Source organism: Ruegeria sp. CDSA020 (assembly GCF_059612345.1).
Genome location: NZ_JBXWQK010000005.1, coordinates 355462 through 375069, shown reverse-complemented (window position 1 = coordinate 375069; position 19608 = coordinate 355462). Strand labels below are relative to the sequence as shown.

Genomic DNA, 19608 nt, shown 5'->3' with positions numbered 1-19608 from the left:
ACCAAACAACACCTGCAGGAGAGCCCGATGAACAAGCATACTGCGCTGTCTTCCGTTCTGGTCGATGTGAATGTCGCAAACGGCCTGCCAAACGAACACTATATCGACCCGGCACTTTTCGCCGAAGAGCGTAGATCGGTTTTGTACGCCAACTGGTCCGGGATCGGCTTTGGCAAAGACGTGCCCGAGGAAGGCGATGCCATGCCGGTCGATTTCCTAGGCATGCCTTTACTAATCGTGCGGGATCGGGATGGTGAGGTTGGCGTATTTCAAAATACCTGCCGTCACCGCGGGATGATCCTTGTCGATACCCCTCGCAAGATAAGTGGCGCGATCCGTTGCCCCTATCACAGCTGGTGCTACAGCCTGAAGGGAGAGCTGCGTGCGACGCCACATGTTGGCGGCGCCGGTCACAACACCCATGAGGACGTGGATCGCAAATCTCTGGGCCTTATCCGTATTCGCTCTTATGTCTGGCGGGACGTGGTCTTTGTTAATGTGGACGGCAATGCACCCGAATTCGAAGAGGCGCACGCCGCCTTATTGGAACGCTGGAAAGAGTTTGATCAACCAGTACATCACGGCGGTGAGGCCTCTTCGTTCAAGTTGGAGGTCAAGACCAACTGGAAGCTGGCGGTTGAGAACTATTGCGAAAGCTATCACCTGCCCTGGGTGCATCCCGGCCTGAACAGTTATTCGCGACTTGAAGATCACTATAACATCGAAATGCGCGGGCATTATTCCGGTCAAGGCACGCTGGTCTATCGACAACTCACTGACCATGACGGCACCACATTCGCCGATTTCGACGGGCTAAGCGATCAATGGAATGAGGGCGCAGAGTATGTGGCCGTGTATCCAAATGTTCTTTTGGGTGTGCAGCGTGACCATGCCTTTGCCATTGTCCTGGAACCGGTTGATCACGAAAATACCGTTGAGCATATCGAGCTTTATTATGCCAAAAGCATCGAAGACACACCTGAACATGATGGCCTGAGGGCGGCAAACGCCCAGCAATGGAAAACTGTGTTTGAAGAGGATGTGTTCGTTGTTGAAGGGATGCAAAAGGGTCGGCACGGAATGTTGTTCGACGGCGGTCGGTTCTCTCCGGTGATGGATGGTCCGACCCATAATTTCCATCACTGGGTTGCGACGCAGATTGAAAGCGGTCGCGCCGACTGAACCAGCTGTCTGGCCACGCACGACTGGCCAGACGCGACGGAGACCCGATGGACAGAACAGAACTGGATCGCTTGCTACTTGAGGCGCATGATCATGATGATCCTGCCGCGTTGGTCCGCTATTACACTATTGCAGCAGATGAATGCGAAGCGGTGCAAGATATCGACGCGGCCTGTTTTTACCTGACCCACGCCTTTATATTCGCCCTGGAAGCCGGGGCCTCTGAAACAGATGAATTGAACCACAGACTGGTCGAGTATGGACGTGCATAGTGGTGGGCATCGGAGACTAACCTTGGTTTATATCTGTTCAATCCCACGTGAAATTTAAACCCGTTGTCTTGGGTTCAGTACTGGTAACACATGACGACAAGACCAAAATTTTGGATGACAGACTCATGAAGACAAATGCACAGGCAGTGGTAATCGGCGGTGGTGTGATTGGGTGCTCGATCCTGTATCACCTGACCAAATCGGGGTGGTCAGACGTGGTGCTGTTGGAACGGGATGAACTGACATCCGGCTCGACCTGGCACGCGGCGGCGAACATACACGGACTGCATGACAGCACCAATATCAGCCGCATCCAACACTATACGATGACGCTGTACAAAGAACTTGAGGCTGAAACCGGCCAAAGCTGCGGCGTGTTCCAGCCCGGCTCGTTATATCTGGCCCAAACCGAAGAGCGCGAACACCAGCTGAGGCTACAGGCCGCCAAGGCCAAGCTGTACGGGATGAATTTCTATGAGATCAGCATCGAAGAGGCCCAGCGTCTGAACCCGCTGGTCAATTACGATGGCATCCGATGTGTCATGTACGAACCTGATGGCGGTAATGTTGATCCCTCGGGGGTCACCAACGCCTACGCTGTCGGCGCGCGCCAGCGTGGGGCCGAAATCCACCGCTTTACGCCGGTCACTGCGACAGATCAGCAAGAAGACGGCACCTGGATCGTACGCACCCCTAAGGGGGACATCCAAACGCCGTGGGTTGTGAATGCCGCCGGTCTGTGGGGCCGCGAAGTTGCCATGTTGGCCGGGATCGAGCTACCCCTGCAACCGACCGAGCATCAGTATTTTGTCACCGAAACCATGGCTGACGTCGCGGCGCATGATACCCGCCTGCCCTCGGTCAGTGACCGCGATGGCGAGTACTATTTGCGACAGGAAGGTCAGGGCCTTTTGGTGGGGGCTTATGAAAAGGATATGAAATTCTGGGCCGAGGACGGCACCCCCCTGGACTTTGCACATGATCTGTTCCCCGACGATCTGGAGCGGATCGAAGAGAATATGATGAACGCCATCGAACGCGTACCTGCCGTGGGCGACGCCGGGATCAAACGGGTCATCAACGGACCGATGATATGGTCACCGGATGCCAACGTTCTGATGGGGCCAGTGCCCGAGGTCGACGGCTATTTCTGCTGCAACGGCATTATCCCGGGATTCTCGCAATCGGGTGGCATGGGCCTGATGGCGGCGCAGTGGATCATCGAAGGCGAAACCCAATACGACATGTTCGCCTGGGACATGGCGCGGTTCGACACATGGGCTACGAAAGATTTCACCAAGGCCCGCGTGCAGGATCAGTACGCACACCGCTTTGCCATCCACTTCCCAAATGAAGAACGCAGCGCAGGACGCCCTGCCCGGATCCGCCCGATTTATGACAGGCAAAAGGACATGGGTGCCGTCTTTGGCCTGAATGTCGGATGGGAACACCCGCTGTGGTTCGCAGAGGCGCCCGGCGCCACGGACACCAACGGATTCACCCGCCAGAACTGGTGGGAACCGGTGGGCGCGGAATGCCGGATGCTGCGCGATCGGGCCGGGATCATCGACATCTCAAACTTTGCCAAATATGTTTGCAAAGGTCCGGGAGCCGAGGGTTGGCTTAATGCCGTATTCGCAAATTCCATGCCGAGATTGGTTGGTCGATCCTGCCTGACCCCGCTGATCTCAAAACGGGGAGGTATTGCCGGCGATTTCACCGTGACCCGCGTGGCCGACGACGAATTCTGGATCATCGGCTCGGGCATGGCCGAGCGCTATCACAAACGGTTCTTCAAACAGGTTCCTCTGCCCGATGGCACCCGTTTCGAAAGCCGCACCGAAGAGACTTGCGGCTTTAACGTGGCCGGCCCGAAATCGCGCAAAATCCTGCAACGGCTTACGAATACCTCGCTCAGCCCCGAGGATTTCCCCTTTATGCGCTCGCAACAGATCGAAATCGCCGGAATTGCGGTCCTGGCGCTGCGTGTCTCCTTCACCGGCGATCTGGGCTGGGAGGTGCATTGCGCCACGAAAGATCAGCTCCGCCTGTATGAGGCGCTGATCGAGACCGGAAAAGAGTTCGGCGCAGGCCCAGTTGGCAGCCGCGCACTGATGTCGCTGAGGATCGAAAAGGGCTATGGGTCTTGGGGGCGCGAATACAGCCCCGAATACTGGCCACACGAGGTCGGGTTGGACCGGTTGTGCAAATTCGACAAATCGTTCCTGAACAAAGATGCCGCCAATACTGCCACGACCTCTCCAGCCAGAGAGCAGCTTGTCCTGCTGCATCTGGACGAAGCCGACACCGCAGCTTCGAACGCTGACGCGACCGGAGGCGAACCCATTTTCATGGACGGGCGCGGAATTGGTCGGGTGACATCGGGTGCTTATGGCTATTCCGTGGGTATGTCGCTGGCCTTGGGCTATGTTTCGGGTGCCGAGGCAGGCGATAGGGTCGAGGTCATGGTATTAGGGCGCCCGCATAGGGCAACGATCCTGAAAGAACCGCCCTTTGATCCAACTGGGACGATCTTGCGCGGCTAACCCAGTCCGCATTAGATCCTTAAAGCGAGCTGTGGACATTGCCTTCGGGTTGTGGCGCTATCCGGCCAGTAATCTGATCTGCTCCATCCAGAGGATAGGCTGATGACAATCTTACTGACTATTGCGCTGTTCATTGCACTGTTTCTTGTTGCGATGAACCTTTGGACACGCAAGCTGACCCGTGACGGCCGGATGCGTGTTCCGCAACCGGGGGAGATCATTCCCGTGCGTGGCGGCGATATTCACTATGTGGAAAAGGGCGACTCTTCCAATCAGACGGTTGTGCTCATTCATGGGCTGGCCGGGCAATTGCAACATTTCACCTACGCCTTGATGGATAAACTGGCCGAGGATTTTCACGTCATTGCCGTGGATCGCCCCGGTTGCGGATACTCAACTCGTGAGACGGCAGAGCTTGGGCGGTTGCCCGAACAGGGCCGCATGATACATGAATTTCTAGAGGCAAAGGGGGTCAGCAACCCAATTCTGGTCGGCCATTCGCTGGGTGGCGCGGTTTCTCTGGCGATGGCGCTGGATTACCCGGACAAGATCAAGGCCCTGGCCCTGCTGGCTCCGCTCACACAGGCGATGCCCGGGCCGCCCGCCGTGTTCAAACCGCTTGAAATCCGGACAGAATGGCTGCGCAGTCTGATCGGCAACACGATTGCCGTCCCGCTGGCTGCAAAAACCGCACCACACACCCTTAGCGCGGTTTTTGCGCCAGAACCCGCGCCCCAAGACTTTCTGGACCGCGCCGGCGGCGCTTTGGGGATGCGTCCATCCGCGTTTATCAGCGCCTCGCAGGATGTGATCGGGATTGAACAGAGCATGCCGACGCAGGTCGCCCGTTATGGCGACCTGAAAGTGCCTGGCGCCATATTGTTTGGAGCACAGGATGCGCTCCTGTCAGCCAAGCAACACGGTGAATCAATGCAGGCGTTTGGTCTGAGTTTTGAACAGATCGACGGGCAGGGCCATATGATCCCCCTGACAGTCCCGGACATCTGCAACAACTTCATTCGCGGCGTGGTACAAAATACAGAACTCAGGGCGACGGTTGTGCCAAATTCGGATTAGTCCCAGCTAAAATATTCCCAACAAAGGCGCCATTTCCCTCTTGACCCTCCCCAACCCCTCCCTTAAATCGCCATTCACTCATGGCGGAGTAGCTCAGTTGGTTAGAGCAGCGGAATCATAATCCGCGTGTCGGGGGTTCAAGTCCCTCCTCCGCTACCAAATTCCCATAACATATCAGTTAGAAACGTGAACTCAGCGTTGCTCTCTCGTACCGCAAACATGGTTTGGGTGGCATTTTGGGTAACAGCAGACGAATTTTGTGTTCAAAAAGAACTGGGAATCGTCACGAAAAAGCGGGAAACGCCACACGCCGAAACCAGTCCCATTTCGCTCCAAGAGTTGAGATGCAGGCTCTCAGGGGCACCGGTGTAATCGCTGACTTACCCGCCGGTACCGAAGAAGTTGAGTAGACTTCTTAGTGATCAAGACGAAAGCAACTTTGCACACACAGCCTTTCTTTCTCCATTTACAAATAATAACATTCATTTTATTGATTGTGTATGGATGGAAATGCATTTTCTCGCCGCACTTTCTTGTACAGCGCCGCTTGCCTTGGGATGCTTGGTACTCAATCCAGGATCGTGAGGGCCGAGTTGCAACTCGGCTCTTCAGCTCGGATTTCAACCGTATCAGACGGGTACCTGTCGTTGCCACCGGAAATGGTCTTTGGGTCCATGCCGAAAGAAGAACTCGAGCAGCTTCTGAATCGCAATCGAGTGGACGCGACCAAGTACGAGCCAGAGTGCAACGTGGCGCTCTATCGTGATGGTAAAAACACTGTGCTATTCGATGTCGGTGCTGGGCCGGATTTCATGCCCACGTCTGGCAAACTTATGGAAACTGTTGAAACAATCGGCCTGTCGCCCGAAGACGTTTCGCACGTGATTTTCACCCATGCGCACCCGGATCACATCTGGGGCATTTTGGATGACTTCGACGACCTGCTTTTCCCCAACGCGACGCATCACTTTGGCCGTAAAGAGTGGGATTATTGGTGGAACCCTTCAACGGTAGATTCAATAGGAGAAGATCGCGCTGCGTTCGCTGTAGGCGCGAAGCGCCGGATGGCAGAAATTGAGGATCAGGTGGCGTTCTTTGACGACGGACAAGAGATCCTTCCAGGCATTGCCGCCCGTGCAAGCTTTGGGCACACACCCGGCCACATGGCGTTTGAAATCCGCAGCGGCAGTGAATCCGTGATGATTGTCGGCGACGCGTTGGGAAATCCACACGTGGCTTTTGAACGGCCTGATTGGCACAGTGGCACGGATCAGGATCCACAGACAGCTGCAGCAACTCGTAGTTTGCTGCTAGATCAGATTTCTCGCGAGCAAATGAAGATAATTGGCTTCCACCTGCCGAATGGTGGAATCGGCCGGGTCGAAAAAACTGGCTCTGCGTATAAGTTCATCGGAGAACCAACATGATACGAACGCTTGCGATTGCCTTGGCCCTAGCCGCACCAGCTTGGGCAAGCGAGGAAATTGCAGACCAATATCCGCAAAGCGTGCTGTATTCCAAACCGGTCGAGTATTTCCCTGGCGTCTATTCCGCCATTGGCGCAACCGCCCCACCGACCTATGAAAACTCTGGTCACAACAACAATCTCAGTTTCATTGTAACCGGTGAAGGTGTGGTCGTCATAAACGGCGGTGCAGCCTATGTCCTTGCCGAAGCGCTTCACAAGGAAATTCAGGCCATCACGGATCAGCCGGTCAGACTTGTCTTCAACGAGAATGGCCAGGGGCACGCGATGCTCGGCAACGCTTACTGGTCAGAACTCGGCATTCCGATCATCGCACATTCAGAAGCAGCGGCTGAATTCGAGGAATATGGCCCGCAAATTCTGCAGGGAATGCAGCGATACAATCAGGACAAGGCAGACGGAACATTCCTGGCTGGCCCAACCGAGACTTTCGATGATGAGTACGTGGTTGAGATGGGTGAATTCCGGATTGAGGCAAAGTATCTCGGCCCTGCCCATAGTCCCGGCGATATCTCGATCTGGTTGCCGAACCAAAGCCTTGTCATTGCGGGCGACATGGCGTTTCACGAACGCATGCTGCCAATCTTTCAAGACACCTATACAGCGGATTGGCTTGAAACTTGGGACACCGAATTCGAGGCTTTAGATGCCACTTATGTTATACCGGGACACGGCCATCCTACGAACATGGGTCAGGTGCGCCGCTATACACGCGACTATCTGGTATATCTGCGTGGCAAAATTCAAGAGCATATGGATGCAGGAGGTGATCTGGCTGAGGCTTACTACGTCGATCAGTCACCTTATGCCAACCTGGACACGTTTGAAGAACTGGCCACGAAAAATGCAGGGCGCGTTTTCGAACAGATGGAATTCGAGTAGCTCAGGAATGTTGCGGAACAGGGATTAGCATCAATAGTCTATGCGTGCTGACCGCCCCGACCCACATGAAAAATACGGCAACCCATGCGGTCAATGACAGAGCGGACCCTCCTGAAAGCCCGGCACCCACCGCGCAACCTCCCGCCAGCATGGCCCCAAACCCCATGAGAACAGCCCCTACGAGGTAGCGTTCCATCGGAGTATCCGAGCCAAATCGTTCGATCCTCCACTCCCCTGCAGTCAAGGCTGAGCCTGCCGCGCCAATTACTACGCCTGGGACAAGGCCGATACCGAAGGACAACACAACGTTTCGACTTGCAACCAACGCCATTAGTGTGTCCGTGGCCGGTCCGGTAAACGTGACTGAAGACACAGGCACGACTTCAAAAGATGTTTGTGCGATGGCAAATGTTATCAACCAGCCGAGCGCCACAGCCAGACCAACTCCTGCGGCCGCTATGATCCTTATAGGCGCGACTTTCCGGTGGGACGCAAAGACAATGGCCGACACCAATCCCAATGCTGCAACGGCTGTATAAACCGTTGGCGAGAACCCAAGTATTTCTGAAAGATCACGCGGCGCGCCTCCTGGGACAGCCCAGATACCAGACAGCAACTCGCGGGCGGGACTAAGAACACCGGTATAGGCGGCTTGAGCCACTAAGGTCAAAACCAATCCCGTAACCAGGGCGCGCAGATTACCGCAGGAGGCTAATACCAAAAGGCGAGATGCACATCCACGCGCCAGAACCATGCCTGCGCCGAACATCGCTCCACCGATTACCGCGCCGCTCAGGCTACCTGTCGACGCGATTGCACGGGTCTCGGAAAGGTCTAGCCACTCAAACGCGATAAGCGCCTGTACCAGGGCTAGCGCAGCGGTGAAGGCGATCAGCCAAACCGCCAAGCGGGGACCTAGCTCGCCTTCGGCGACTTCGACTGCCGACGCTCTTAAACAAAAGTGAGACTTCTGAGCCGTCACGCCGAACAAGATACCGACGAGCACTCCGGCAAATGCCAAGGCACCAGAGTCTCCCAACAGATCGATGAGTCTCTCCATCAGCAGAAACTCTCACTTCGTAGCGTGTGCATCCTTGTCTTCGGTCAAGTTGTCATTGTGCGACCATTGGCCTGCGCGCCAACTGGCATTGCGTCCACAACTCACCCAATGCAGATACCAGTCGATCCACGTCTTCAGTAGAATGCACCGGCGACGGTGTAATCCGTAGACGCTCCGTTCCCTTGGGAACGGTTGGATAGTTGATCGGCTGGATGTAAATTCCATAGTCACGCATCAGTACATCAGAGATGAAGCGACACTTAACCGGATCGCCGACCATGACCGGAATGATGTGACTTGGGTTCGGAGTATGGGGAATACTCAGTTCGTCCAGCCTGTCTCGAACTTCGCGCACTCGCTGCTGGTGCAGATATCGTTCCGCATTGCTTTGCTTCAGGTGCCGAACCGAGGCTGCCGCACCTGCGGCTACGGCCGGAGGCAATGCAGTGGTAAAGATAAACCCGCTGGCAAAGGACCGGACGAAATCCACAAGCTCTTTCGACGCCGCGATGTATCCACCGACGACACCGAAGGCTTTGCCTAATGTCCCCTCGATAACGGTTAGGCGATCCATCAGGCCTTCACGTTCGGCGATGCCACCGCCGCGCGGTCCATAAAGCCCTACGGCGTGAACCTCATCCAAATAGGTCATCGCGCCATAGCGATCCGCCAGATCACAGATCTCGGCAACTGGCGCTATATCACCATCCATGGAATAGACGCTTTCGAACGCGATGAGCTTTGGTGCGTTGGCTGGTATGTCAGCAAGCTGCCTTTCAAGGTCTGCAATATCATTGTGCTTCCAGATCCGCTTTTGACAACGGCTGTGGCGAATTCCCTCAATCATCGAGGCATGGTTCAACTCGTCTGACAGTACGGTGATACCAGGAATGCGGGAGGCCAAAGTTCCCAAAGCCGCCCAGTTTGAAACGTAGCCGGACGTAAATAGCAATGCCGCCTCTTTGCAGTGCAAGTCGGCTAGTTCCTGTTCCAGCGAAACGTGCTCGTGAGTGGTTCCAGAGATATTCCGCGTACCACCCGCCCCGGCACCACACTCATCAATCGCTTGGTGCATTGCTGCAAGAATGCAGGGGTGTTGACCCATGCCAAGATAATCATTTGAGCACCAGACAGTGATTTTTTCGGGACCGTCTTCTGCGTAATTGCGCGCGGTCGGGAATGCACCGCACTGCCTTCCGAGATCCGCAAAGACCCTATAGTTCCCTTCCTCTCGAAGCTGGTCCAGTTGATCACGAAAAAACTGCTGATAGTTCATTTCAATTCCCTACGGCCTCTTCGACGATCTCGGATAACAGGGTCTGAACCTTTTGCATTGGCCCGTCAGGGTAGCCTCGATATCCCACCATCACGCCACTGTCGTCCTCGGCTACAAAAATCCCGTAGGGGCAGAATCCGATATTCATAGGGTCGGCTTCCATCACCTCGCGCGATATTTTTGCCGAGCAGAAAATGAAGATGTCTGCGGCCGCAAATATCTGCTTGTCACTGCCGACATCAGCTCCCGTGCGATTCAACATGTCGCCTACGTGGCTTACATGGTCGATGACCAGTCCCTGTCCGACAATCGCGGACTCGACGGCGAAGGTTGCATCATCAAAACTGCCGTCAAATGGCGCAGTGATGATCTCTTCCGCAAACGCATGGCTCGCCAGAACAGTGGAAAACGCGGCTACAGCGATAAAGTGTTTCATGATTTTAATCCTCCTCTTGAGCCGCATCTTCTCAGATTGCTCATCAAGGTCTTTGACACCAGTCAAAGCCCCTGAATGCCTTAACCGAACATGTCTGAAGTGATACCAGCGTACCAACCCAGCGACTCTTCATAAGTTGCTCTTCTCAAGTCCGCATCTTCGCCGGTCTGGCTGATAAAGCCGTCCACTTTGGCAATCTTTTCGGGAGTCGCTTCGTAAGTTGCGCCAACCTTGACACCATCATCGGTGTCGATGAGCGACCAGCACGTGTTGGAGAACTTGGCCGGAAAAACTTTGGACCCGGTCAACGCACCTCGCACGGCATTCGCACAGACTTTCGCCTGACTGTTGGCCGAGAAGCCGGATTTGGGCATGTCACCCTGTTGGCTGGCGTCACCAAGAACGTAGATATCCAGGTCGGCTTTGGAGGACATATCCGCGGCGTTCACGGGTGCCCAGTTGCCATCGGTCACCCCTGCCATTTCCGCAATGCGTCCGGCTTTCATCGCTGGGATCACGTTGCAGACATCGACCTTGGTTTCTTCGCCGTCGATAGTAACGGTCATTGCATCCGGGTTTACGGCGACATTGCCACCACCGAAATCTTCGCCGATCCAGTCAACCATTCCTTCGTAGTGGTTGGCCCAACCCTCTTGGAACAATGACATCTTGGAAAACTTCGGTTTCGGGTCGGCAACGATGATCTTTGCAGTCGGGTTGTTCGCCTTCAGAACATGCGCAACCATTGAAACCCGCTCATACGGTCCGGGTGGGCAACGGTACGGATTCGGTGGCGCGACCATTGCAAATGTACCGCCTTCGGGCATTGCCATGATCTGCGCCTTGAGAAGCTCAGTCTGAGATCCAGCCTTGTACGCATGCGGCATTTTATTTTGCGCCGAGACGTCCCAGCCCTCGACCGCACCATCAACAAAGTCGATACCCGGGCTCAGGATCAGCTTGTCATATGGAACAGACCCGCCACCTGCCAAGGACACCGTCTTGGCATCGCGATCCACCCCTGTGGCCCAATCATGCACCACGTTGATGCCGTAGTTCGCGGCAAGCGTGCCATAGCTGTGGGCAATGTCCGAAAGCTCCTGAAACCCTCCCAGATACAGGTTTGAGAAGAAACAGGTGTAATAGGTCCGCGACGGCTCGATCAACGTTACGTCGATATCACCCCTGCTGTCTTTTGCGATGTAGCGCGCAGCAGTTGCACCGCCCGCACCGCCGCCGACAATTACCACACGTGGTTTGCCTTGCGCCAACACCATCGGTGCCGATAAACCGGCTGCTACCACCCCGGCGGCTCCAAGAAATACTCGTCTATTTAGCGTCATCGCGTTTCCTCCTCTTGGACACAGTCACTATGGATTATTGAAGTAGGCAGCCAATGCCGCGATCTCGTCATTGCTCAGCCGTCCGGCAATCATTCGCATGACCGGGTGTGGCCGCTGTTTGTCTTTATATGCGTGCATGGCGACCACGAAGTCTTCGTCAGGCCAGTACACGATCGAGGGAATGCCCTCATCGCCTCCGTCGATCTGATGGCACGTTGTACATTCGCTGCTGAGATATGCGCCGTACTCCGGATCTCCTTGAATCGCCAAGATCGCGGGGTCGATAGAATGATCCGTGCCCTTCGCCGTCGGGTCCGCTTCTGGGATGTCCTGAGGATTGTCGGAAAAATCCCGCAAATAGGCGATCACGTTGGCGCGGTCTTCCGGGTCTTTCAGGCCACCAAAACTCATCCTGGTGCCTGACGCGAATGCACGTGGGTTTTCGATGTACGCAGACAGTGTGTCAGCGTGCCACTCCAGACCCGAGCTACCCGCGCGCGCAAGGCTTTTGGAATAGCTAAAGCCATCCAGACCAGCTGCCCTGCGCCCAAAAATCCCATTCAGATGCGGACCGATTTTGTTTTCGGCCCCCTTTCCAACCTGATGACAGCCTTTGCATTTGGCGAACACGGCTTTCCCTGCCTCAGCATCGCCAAGGTCTTCTGCAGCGTAGGTCGATGAAGCAGTAGCCCCAAAGAACGCGGCACAGACAAGCGCGTTCGACCAACGCATCGTCAACTTCCAAACGTCTTAAGATAGATGATCAAAGCTTCGATATCGTCCTGTTTTCTAAGACCTGCAAAAGACATCCTTGTGCCTTTCATGTATTCCTTGGGCTTCGTAAGAAAGGCAGTCATTTCTTCATCGGTCCAGACTAGTCCTGCCTCCGCAGACGCCTGCATCGCTTTGGAGTATTTGAAGCCCTCGACCGATCCAGCATTAGCTCCGATTACCCCGTTCAGAGCAGGCCCAGTGCTGTGCTTTGCACCTTCACCAATTTGATGGCAGGATTTACACTTCTTAAAGACTTTCTCTCCGGCAGCAGCCAGTTCTGTAACCTCGTCTGTCACTTCGGTTTCTTGAGTGGCCGGTATGGCTGCGGCCTCTTCATCAGGCTTTGGCGCTGCAGTTGGAATGAACGAGGGGCCTTCTGCCGAAAACGTCGGCAACTCATCCGGGCTGGCATTATTCATGACCGAGTTCGAACCACCCTCCGCGGGAGTCTCAACCAGAAAAACAGAACGCATCGTGACGGCGGTCTCTGCCTTGCAGTTCTCCATGCAAGGCTCTTTGCGCCATTCAGTGTATTCGGTCTCGGGTCGTACATCGACTACGAAACCGTCCATATTGTACATTTTGAACTCGGAGAAGTTTTCGTTGTTTAGCTCGAAATCGTCATCCACCAAATCATTGGAGTAGAGGATGTATGCGACAATTGCGTAGGTCTCATCCGCTGCCAGCGTGCCCGCTTCACCAAAGGGCATTGAGCGGGAAATGTAATCCCAGGCAGTCGACAAATGTGGCCAATATGACCCAACGGTTTTTACAGGATCTTCGTCTGCAAGCGTGTCAAACCCACCGGCCAGAACAGGCCAGTTATCGGCACCTTCGGCAAATTCACCGTGGCACGACGCACAGCGAGCCACAAACACCTCTTCTCCGGTCCAGACGTCGCCTGAACCTACGGGTAGGCCACGCCCATCAGGCAAGACGTCAACGTCCCAGGCCGCGATCTCTTCCTTCAGTGCCGACCGCCCAAGCCCAAGGCTACTCTCGCGGATGGGCGCGGATGCGGTCAAGTTCGCACCATTGGCGACCCGTTCTGCCGCCGCTGCCTGGATTTCTTCGACTTTGATCTCCAGTTCGGCTGCTCGTTTGGATTCTGCTTCCGCATTCTCCTGGGCAACTGCTGCATGCGCCTCAACCTGCCCTATCCGGGTCTCCAATGTCTCAATCTTCGAGTGGCCGTAGTTCCGGTTCGCGAAAGACACAGCTACCGCAAGCACCAACGCCGTACCGCCAAATACGGGCAGGAAAACATGACTAAGAGACTTCAACATTCTCGGCGATCCCTTCTGCGCTCACGTACCAAGTCTGGATACAGTTGTTGTGGTAGACCGAGTTTTCTCCGCGCTTTTCACGCAACTGGTCTTTGGTTGGTTGCACATAACCGGTCTCGTCTATTGCCCGGGCCTGCAAGAGCATTGGCGCCCCGTCCCAGTTCGTATCGAGATAGAAACGTGTAAGAGCCTTGGTGTCGCCCTGCTTACCAAGACGCGCTGTCTCCCATGTGATCCCACCGTCCTTTGACACATCGACCCGTGTAATTTGTCCGTGGCCTGACCAGGCAAGCCCGGAAATGACCAGCGGACCCGGTCCGTGTTTGATCGGCATTTGCGGGCTGGGTGAGGTGATGACAGACTTAGCATCCATCACCCAAGTCCATTTCTGGGCCGTGCCATCGACGTAAACATCGGTGTATTTTGATGTTTCTTCGCGGCTTTCGACCGCCATATCGACAACCTCGATCCGGCGCAGCCACTTGACCCACATGTTGCCTTCCCAACCCGGCACCACGAGACGCACAGGGTACCCATGCTCCATCCGCAGCGCTTCGCCATTCGCCTTGAATGCAACCAACACGTCATCCAGCGCTTTTTCCATCGGGATAGAGCGGCCATTGGACGACGCATCTGCGCCCTCAACATAGACCCATTTGTCAGGTGAGATGTCGGCACCTGCTTCCTGCAACAGCGTGCGCAGCGGAACACCGGTGTATTCCATGTTGTGAATCATGCCATGAGTAAATTGGACGCCGTTGAGTTGCGCACCAGCCCACTCCATACCCGTGTTCGCCGCACATTCGCAGAAATACACGTGGTTTTCGCGCGGGAACCGCTCAATGTCTTCGTATGTAAAGACAAGCGGGCGATCAACCAGCCCGTTGATCATCAGGCGGTAGTCCTCCTTGCGCAGCTCGATCGCGCCTGAATGGTGACGCTCAAAGGCGCATCCCTGCGGAGTGATCGTACCATCGAGCGCGTGGATCGGCGTGAAGTTGATCGACGAAATCGGAGAGGCGGTCAACCATTCCACATTGCGGCGCACGACATGGGATTCAAAGCTGATCGGCATGCCATAAGGCGTCTCATCAACACCTGCCCCCGTATAAGATGCCCAATCCTGAAGCTCTGTTATCAGTGGGTCGGGTGTTTCTGCCGCTGCCGCACCTGCAACGGATCCTGCGGCGACCGCGGCACTGCCTTTCAGGAAGGCCCGGCGGGACGGTTTGAACGCGTCATCCATATCTCTTAGGTCTCCATCGGTTTCTTAAGCGCCGATTACTTCGACACTGGTGTTCTCTTGCACCGTTACGGTGCCAAGGTTGCGAACATGGTTTTCGACGACATCCCAAATCGGCGGGCCCTCGGTGCCTTCGTTGACGCTGGCCCAACCGGCCACGACATAGGACTTGGCCGGGTCGATCGCCTCACCGGTTTTCAACAGCGTCATGTCGCTGATCCTCTGCCCCTGCGGCTTGGTTACGTCGATCCGATAACCCAGCCCGCCAACGCGGACCATGTCGCCACCCTGCTGGTAATAGGGGTCGGGATTGAACAGGTTGTCGCCGACATCTTCCAGGATGACATGGATGAACTCCCCGGTCATTTCTGTGCGATAGGCGTTCGGATAGGACATCGAGGTGACGTTCCAAATATCCTCGCGCGTTATTTCCTGCCCCGGCAGGATTGACGGCCCCCAACGGACGCCGGGCGACATTGCGATATCTGCCTCACGCTCATTGATCAGAGCATCGCAGATCAGGTCATCCCAAGTGCCGTTGAAGTTGCCGCGGCGGTACAGCAACGAGTCCGTTTTGCCGATCACCGCACTCAGCGCCGCCTCATAAGGCGCGCGCTGATCATTTATCAGAGCAGTGATCGCAGGATCTGGTGCAATAACATCAGAGAAAATCGGGATAAGCTTGTGCTTTAGCCCCATCATCTGCCCATCCCGCACGTCGAGGTCCACACGGCTGACGAATTTGCCGTTCGATCCAGAGGCGATGATATGCGTTTTACCCACCAGAACCGGCTCGGGCAGCGCGTCATGGGTGTGGCCACTGAGGATAACGTCTATCCCCTGAACGCGACCCGCCATCTTCTTGTCCACATCAAAGCCGTTATGGCTTAGGACGACAACGACATCGGCGCCGGCATCGCGAACTTCGTCCACCATTGCCTGCATGTTCTCATCCCGGATCCCAAACGAGTATTCGGGGAACATCCATCCCGGATTTGCAATAGGCATGTAAGGGAAGGCCTGTCCGATCACCGCAATCTTGGAACCGCCCCGGTCAAAGAACTTGTAGGGTTTGAACATCTCTGCGGGTTCATCCCATTCCGCATCAAAGATGTTCTGCCCCAAGGCTGCAAAAGGCAAACCTTCGACAATCTCATTGACCCGATCACTGCCCAACGTAAACTCCCAATGGAAAGTCATCGCATCGGGTTTCAGCGCATTCATGACGTTAACCATGTCCTGACCGGCCGTCTGATAGCAGGTGTAAGAACCGTGCCAAGTATCACCCCCGTCAAGAAGCAACGCATCAGGACGGTCCGCTCGAATGGCGTTGATGACAGTTGAGACCCGATCCAAGCCACCCACCCGACCGTAGGTCTTGGCCAGTGACGCAAAATCAGTATAGGTCAGCGCATAGGCCGACGGGCTTCCATCTTCTATCCCGTATGCCTTGCGGAACGCGGCGCCAGTAACATGCGGCATCTGTCCTCTTGCATTGCCAATACCAAGATTGACTTCGGGTTCACGGAAATAAATTGGTTTGAGTTGCGCGTGAATGTCGGTGACATGAATCAGGCTGATATTGCCAAAGGTCTCGAACTCTAGCAGTTGATCCTGCGTTAGACTTTGCTGCGCAGCAAGCCTGGCCCAGTTGCCAAACCCGGACGCCCCGAACAGAGCCGAGGCCGCCATTGAAACCTGCAAGAAGTCGCGTCGAGAAATCATCTATCAGCTTTCCTATTACACATATAAATGTGTGAATGTTATATAGGTGAAAAACCCGCTCCGGGCATTGCCCAGGCGGGTCATTCGTTATTGACGTACTGCAGGGGTTTCGACTGAAAGCCCGTTGCCACGCGAAGCGACATAGAGCTCCAGTGCCCGGAACTCGTCCGACCCTTCGGCAAAGGTTTCCGCACGCGTATCGCGAATACAACCGCGGAACCGATTGTGGCGCGAGATCAGTTTGGCCTGCTTCAAACGATAGGTAGGGAATCCATTTATCATACCCTGGCTCAGGTGATCCGCTCGGATCATATTGCCCCAGTTTTCTTCATGACAGTTGGCGCAGCTCAGTTCCAACTGACCGTAGCGGGTATAATAGATTTCCTTGCCCTGTTCCCAGAATGGCGCGGCATCACCATCAATAGCAACGTTCATGGGCATTCCGCGTGACTGCAGACCGATCAATGCGACCATACCCTGCATGTCACCACCTGACCATTTCCAGGCATCGGCCTCCATGCGATCGGTACGGCATTTGTTGATCAGATCTTCCATAACCACCAGCTCGCCGCTTTCAGCATCGACCTTGGGCATGGACGCCTGCAGTCCTTTGAAGCTTTCCACTCCATCATGGCACGAGGCACAACTTTCACCTGCAGCACCATCAACTGCCTCATAGAGGTCGGCTGCCTGATCGACGAAGATCATTGCCGGATTGTCAAAATCATCAATCTGCAGTGCCTGAGTTTCATCTGTGCGGAAATGCCAACCCGAATAGATCGTGTCCAAATTCTCCAGATGCGCCGAGGCCTCGGTGACCGAGGTCATATTCAGCTCGTCATTTATCACAAGATTATCTTCGTCCGGTCCAGCCATTGCTGCCACTGGGAAAGCCAGAACAGCCGCGATCGCCGTAAGTGCCTTGGTATTCATTACGTTCCTCCCTTGGTGGGCCAGCGCCAGAAATCACAACCAGCGCTAACCTTCCTTAGTGGTCGAGCCGTCAGGCGATCTCGATCGTTTTCTTCTCGTCGTAAACTGAGCCATCATCATCGTACCAGGTGAAGACAAACTCACCGGCCTCGGGCACGGTTGCTTCGAACTGGAAGTACGGATTTGTCGAAATCGCAGGCTCCATAGTCACATCAATCACCATTTCTCCGTTAAACTCGCAGGTGAAACGGTTGATGATCGAGCGCGGGATGACGTTGCCTTCTTTATCCTTGCGCTGGCCGCTTTCCATCTTGTGGCTGATCAGTGTCTTGATCGTAACAGCTTCGCCAGCAGCGGCTGTCTTTGGAACCTTGACGCGGGGCTTTACACCGGATGCCATTGGTTAATCTCCTGTTCTTCAGGGCGCGTGGCGATTAACCGCCGCAACCGCCGATTGTCACTTTTACGGTCGCGGACGCTTTGGCAAAACTGCCATCTGCCATCTTCGCCACGGCAATGACATCCTGCGTTCCGGCAAGACGGATGCGGGTTGAAGCGGCTTGTTCAGCAGCCAGTGGGCCGAAATTGAACGTTGCCACGCCCGGTTCGGGGTTGCCTGCGGCCACGATCAGAATTGCAGCTGCGCCCGGAGCACTGACTTCGATTGGTACGGTGTTTCCGTTTTCCGCGATTTCTGGTGCCGTCAGTGTAACACCGCCATTAGCCACATCTGCCCCGCCTGAAAATGCGGTGATCGCATCTTCAGCAGCTGCATTCGCTCGTAGCGGCATAATTGTCAGGAACGCGGCGCCCAGCCCAAGGGCCAGAGTCTCGCGGCGAGAGAGTTCCATTTTCAATCTCCTTTGAATCTTCGAAAAGTCACGCCAGAAGGCGAGATTATTCCTCTTTCAGTGTCGCTAGAAACGCGACCACGTCCTCGATTTCCTGTGCAGTCAGGATCGTCGTTAAAGGCGCCGTTGGCGCTTTGCCCGTATAGGCATCGCCTGGCCGGATATAACCGTCATCCTTGTAGAACGCCGGCATTACCGTGCCTTCGAACGTCATTTTTGCGTTTGCGACTAAACCGCGAAGCTCTGCTTCGGTCCAACGATCACCGGCGCCATCCAGCATCGGGCCAACCTCACCATGAAACGGAATGTCCGCCAAAGCTGAGACCGCGTGGCATGCCACGCAATTACCTTTGGACTTGTCGCCAACGATGAGTGCACCGTTTGCCGCGTCCCCATTTACATCGGTCAGAGAGACCTCGATTGCACCATAGTCGTCATAGGGTACGTCTTTCGGACTTGTCTCTTCGGCAAATGCGGCAACGCCCATCATAGCGGATGCCAGTGTTAAGAGTCTCAGCTTCATGATCCCTCCCATTTGCTACCGCGCCTGTGGCGCTTTGCGACCCAAAGACTTTGTGCACCGTAGTCGACGAACATGGTTTATCGCAACATCAAATTCATCATAATGAATTTTTTTATCTGTAACGCCCAATCTCACTCCTGCGAAATATTGTTTCGCTCCTGAATGCGCCGCGCGTGATACCTTTGGAAATCTTCGCCATTATCAAGTTCATATCGCTTCTGATCGACCCAGATGAAAAGGTCTAAGGTTGTTCCCTTGGAGAATGCTCCCGGCATTACAGCAACGGCAGCATCGATGGCTGAGGCATCCTCGGGCACCTCTTCCGGCAGAAAAAGAAGCGTTGGGGTAAACAGAATCCCCCATTTGCGCATCAGCGCTCTTTGCTCACTCTCTTCTCCGTCAAAATCAGTGGCAGTGGTGCTTCCATGCAAATCTAGCTGGACGACAAAAAAGTTCTCTTCGATAAACGCCGCCATGTCGGGCTGTGGGAAAACCTCTTCGTGCATCTTTTTACAGTAAATGCAGCCCCGTTGTTCAATGAACAAAACCAACCGCTTACCTTCACCTGACGCTTCTTCAAGATCCTCGCGAAGATCTTTGAACGTGTCACGCATCCACGGTGTTTTATGCAATCCATCGTCGCCCAAATCAGCAGCAGAGACTGCAGCCCCTATCATGCATGCGATCAAAACTGACAAAGTGCGTTTCATGTC

At 55.0% G+C, this 19608-nt stretch carries 19 protein-coding genes and 1 tRNA gene; 7 read left to right on the top strand and 13 right to left on the bottom strand.

Annotation, left to right across the window (positions count from 1 at the left end; genetic code table 11):
* Window positions 1–27: 27 nt before the first annotated feature.
* The 7 genes from AC2FJW_RS11350 to AC2FJW_RS11320 all read left to right on the top strand — a co-directional run bounded on the left by AC2FJW_RS11350 (window position 28) and on the right by AC2FJW_RS11320 (window position 7445).
* On the top strand, window positions 28–1182 hold the full coding sequence (locus AC2FJW_RS11350; protein WP_496691671.1) for an aromatic ring-hydroxylating oxygenase subunit alpha: 1155 nt from the start codon (window positions 28–30) through the stop codon (window positions 1180–1182).
* 47 nt (window positions 1183–1229) lie between these two features.
* Window positions 1230–1454: a hypothetical protein gene (locus AC2FJW_RS11345; RefSeq protein ID WP_142635874.1), complete on the top strand. Its 225-nt coding sequence runs from the start codon at window positions 1230–1232 to the stop codon at window positions 1452–1454.
* Between the two features lie 125 nt (window positions 1455–1579).
* Window positions 1580–4000 carry a GcvT family protein gene (locus AC2FJW_RS11340; protein WP_496750107.1) on the top strand — a complete coding sequence of 807 codons (2421 nt, stop codon included), beginning with the start codon at window positions 1580–1582 and terminating at the stop codon, window positions 3998–4000.
* A 102-nt stretch (window positions 4001–4102) separates the two neighbouring features.
* On the top strand, window positions 4103–5077 hold the full coding sequence (locus tag AC2FJW_RS11335) for an alpha/beta fold hydrolase (RefSeq protein WP_496750106.1): 975 nt from the start codon (window positions 4103–4105) through the stop codon (window positions 5075–5077).
* 82 nt (window positions 5078–5159) lie between these two features.
* Window positions 5160–5236: transfer RNA gene (locus tag AC2FJW_RS11330), tRNA-Met, on the top strand.
* A 398-nt stretch (window positions 5237–5634) separates the two neighbouring features.
* The gene (locus AC2FJW_RS11325) at window positions 5635–6504 is read left to right on the top strand and encodes an MBL fold metallo-hydrolase (protein WP_496750105.1); all 870 of its coding nucleotides are present in this window, start codon (window positions 5635–5637) and stop codon (window positions 6502–6504) included.
* Complete coding sequence (locus AC2FJW_RS11320; protein ID WP_496750104.1) at window positions 6501–7445, top strand: MBL fold metallo-hydrolase; 945 nt, start codon at window positions 6501–6503, stop codon at window positions 7443–7445. Before AC2FJW_RS11325 ends, AC2FJW_RS11320 begins: the two co-directional genes overlap by 4 nt.
* Window position 7446: 1 nt before the next feature.
* Here the strand turns inward: AC2FJW_RS11320 and AC2FJW_RS11315 are convergent, their stop codons facing one another.
* The 13 genes from AC2FJW_RS11315 to AC2FJW_RS11255 form a co-directional block, all read right to left on the bottom strand.
* Entirely contained in the window at window positions 7447–8505 is a 1059-nt protein-coding gene (locus tag AC2FJW_RS11315) for a YeeE/YedE family protein (protein ID WP_496750103.1), read from the bottom strand.
* 52 nt (window positions 8506–8557) lie between these two features.
* Window positions 8558–9781, bottom strand: a complete 1224-nt coding sequence (gene hemA / locus AC2FJW_RS11310) for a 5-aminolevulinate synthase (RefSeq protein WP_496750102.1) — start codon at window positions 9779–9781, stop codon at window positions 8558–8560.
* Window position 9782: 1 nt separating this feature from the next.
* Entirely contained in the window at window positions 9783–10217 is a 435-nt protein-coding gene (locus AC2FJW_RS11305) for a DUF302 domain-containing protein (protein WP_496696169.1), read from the bottom strand.
* Between the two features lie 80 nt (window positions 10218–10297).
* The gene (locus tag AC2FJW_RS11300; protein ID WP_496696171.1) at window positions 10298–11560 is read right to left on the bottom strand and encodes an FCSD flavin-binding domain-containing protein; all 1263 of its coding nucleotides are present in this window, start codon (window positions 11558–11560) and stop codon (window positions 10298–10300) included.
* Window positions 11561–11587: 27 nt separating this feature from the next.
* Entirely contained in the window at window positions 11588–12292 is a 705-nt protein-coding gene (locus tag AC2FJW_RS11295) for a c-type cytochrome (RefSeq protein ID WP_142635858.1), read from the bottom strand.
* Between the two features lie 2 nt (window positions 12293–12294).
* Entirely contained in the window at window positions 12295–13620 is a 1326-nt protein-coding gene (locus AC2FJW_RS11290) for a c-type cytochrome (RefSeq protein ID WP_496750101.1), read from the bottom strand.
* Entirely contained in the window at window positions 13604–14866 is a 1263-nt protein-coding gene (gene soxC / locus AC2FJW_RS11285; protein WP_496676312.1) for a sulfite dehydrogenase, read from the bottom strand. The genes AC2FJW_RS11290 and soxC overlap by 17 nt, the downstream gene beginning before the upstream one ends.
* A 24-nt stretch (window positions 14867–14890) precedes the next feature.
* The gene (gene soxB, locus AC2FJW_RS11280) at window positions 14891–16588 is read right to left on the bottom strand and encodes a thiosulfohydrolase SoxB (RefSeq protein WP_496750100.1); all 1698 of its coding nucleotides are present in this window, start codon (window positions 16586–16588) and stop codon (window positions 14891–14893) included.
* Between the two features lie 87 nt (window positions 16589–16675).
* Window positions 16676–17521 carry a sulfur oxidation c-type cytochrome SoxA gene (gene soxA, locus AC2FJW_RS11275; protein ID WP_142635850.1) on the bottom strand — a complete coding sequence of 282 codons (846 nt, stop codon included), beginning with the start codon at window positions 17519–17521 and terminating at the stop codon, window positions 16676–16678.
* A 70-nt stretch (window positions 17522–17591) separates the two neighbouring features.
* A complete protein-coding gene (gene soxZ, locus AC2FJW_RS11270; protein ID WP_142635848.1) occupies window positions 17592–17921 on the bottom strand; it encodes a thiosulfate oxidation carrier complex protein SoxZ in 330 nt (109 codons plus the stop codon).
* 34 nt (window positions 17922–17955) lie between these two features.
* Window positions 17956–18372 (bottom strand): thiosulfate oxidation carrier protein SoxY, encoded by a 417-nt coding sequence (soxY, locus tag AC2FJW_RS11265; RefSeq protein ID WP_496696181.1) that lies wholly within the window; start codon window positions 18370–18372, stop codon window positions 17956–17958.
* Window positions 18373–18418: 46 nt separating this feature from the next.
* Window positions 18419–18895 (bottom strand): sulfur oxidation c-type cytochrome SoxX, encoded by a 477-nt coding sequence (soxX, locus tag AC2FJW_RS11260; protein WP_142635844.1) that lies wholly within the window; start codon window positions 18893–18895, stop codon window positions 18419–18421.
* Between the two features lie 131 nt (window positions 18896–19026).
* A complete protein-coding gene (locus AC2FJW_RS11255; RefSeq protein ID WP_496750099.1) occupies window positions 19027–19605 on the bottom strand; it encodes a thioredoxin family protein in 579 nt (192 codons plus the stop codon).
* Between the last annotated feature and the right edge of the window lie 3 nt (window positions 19606–19608).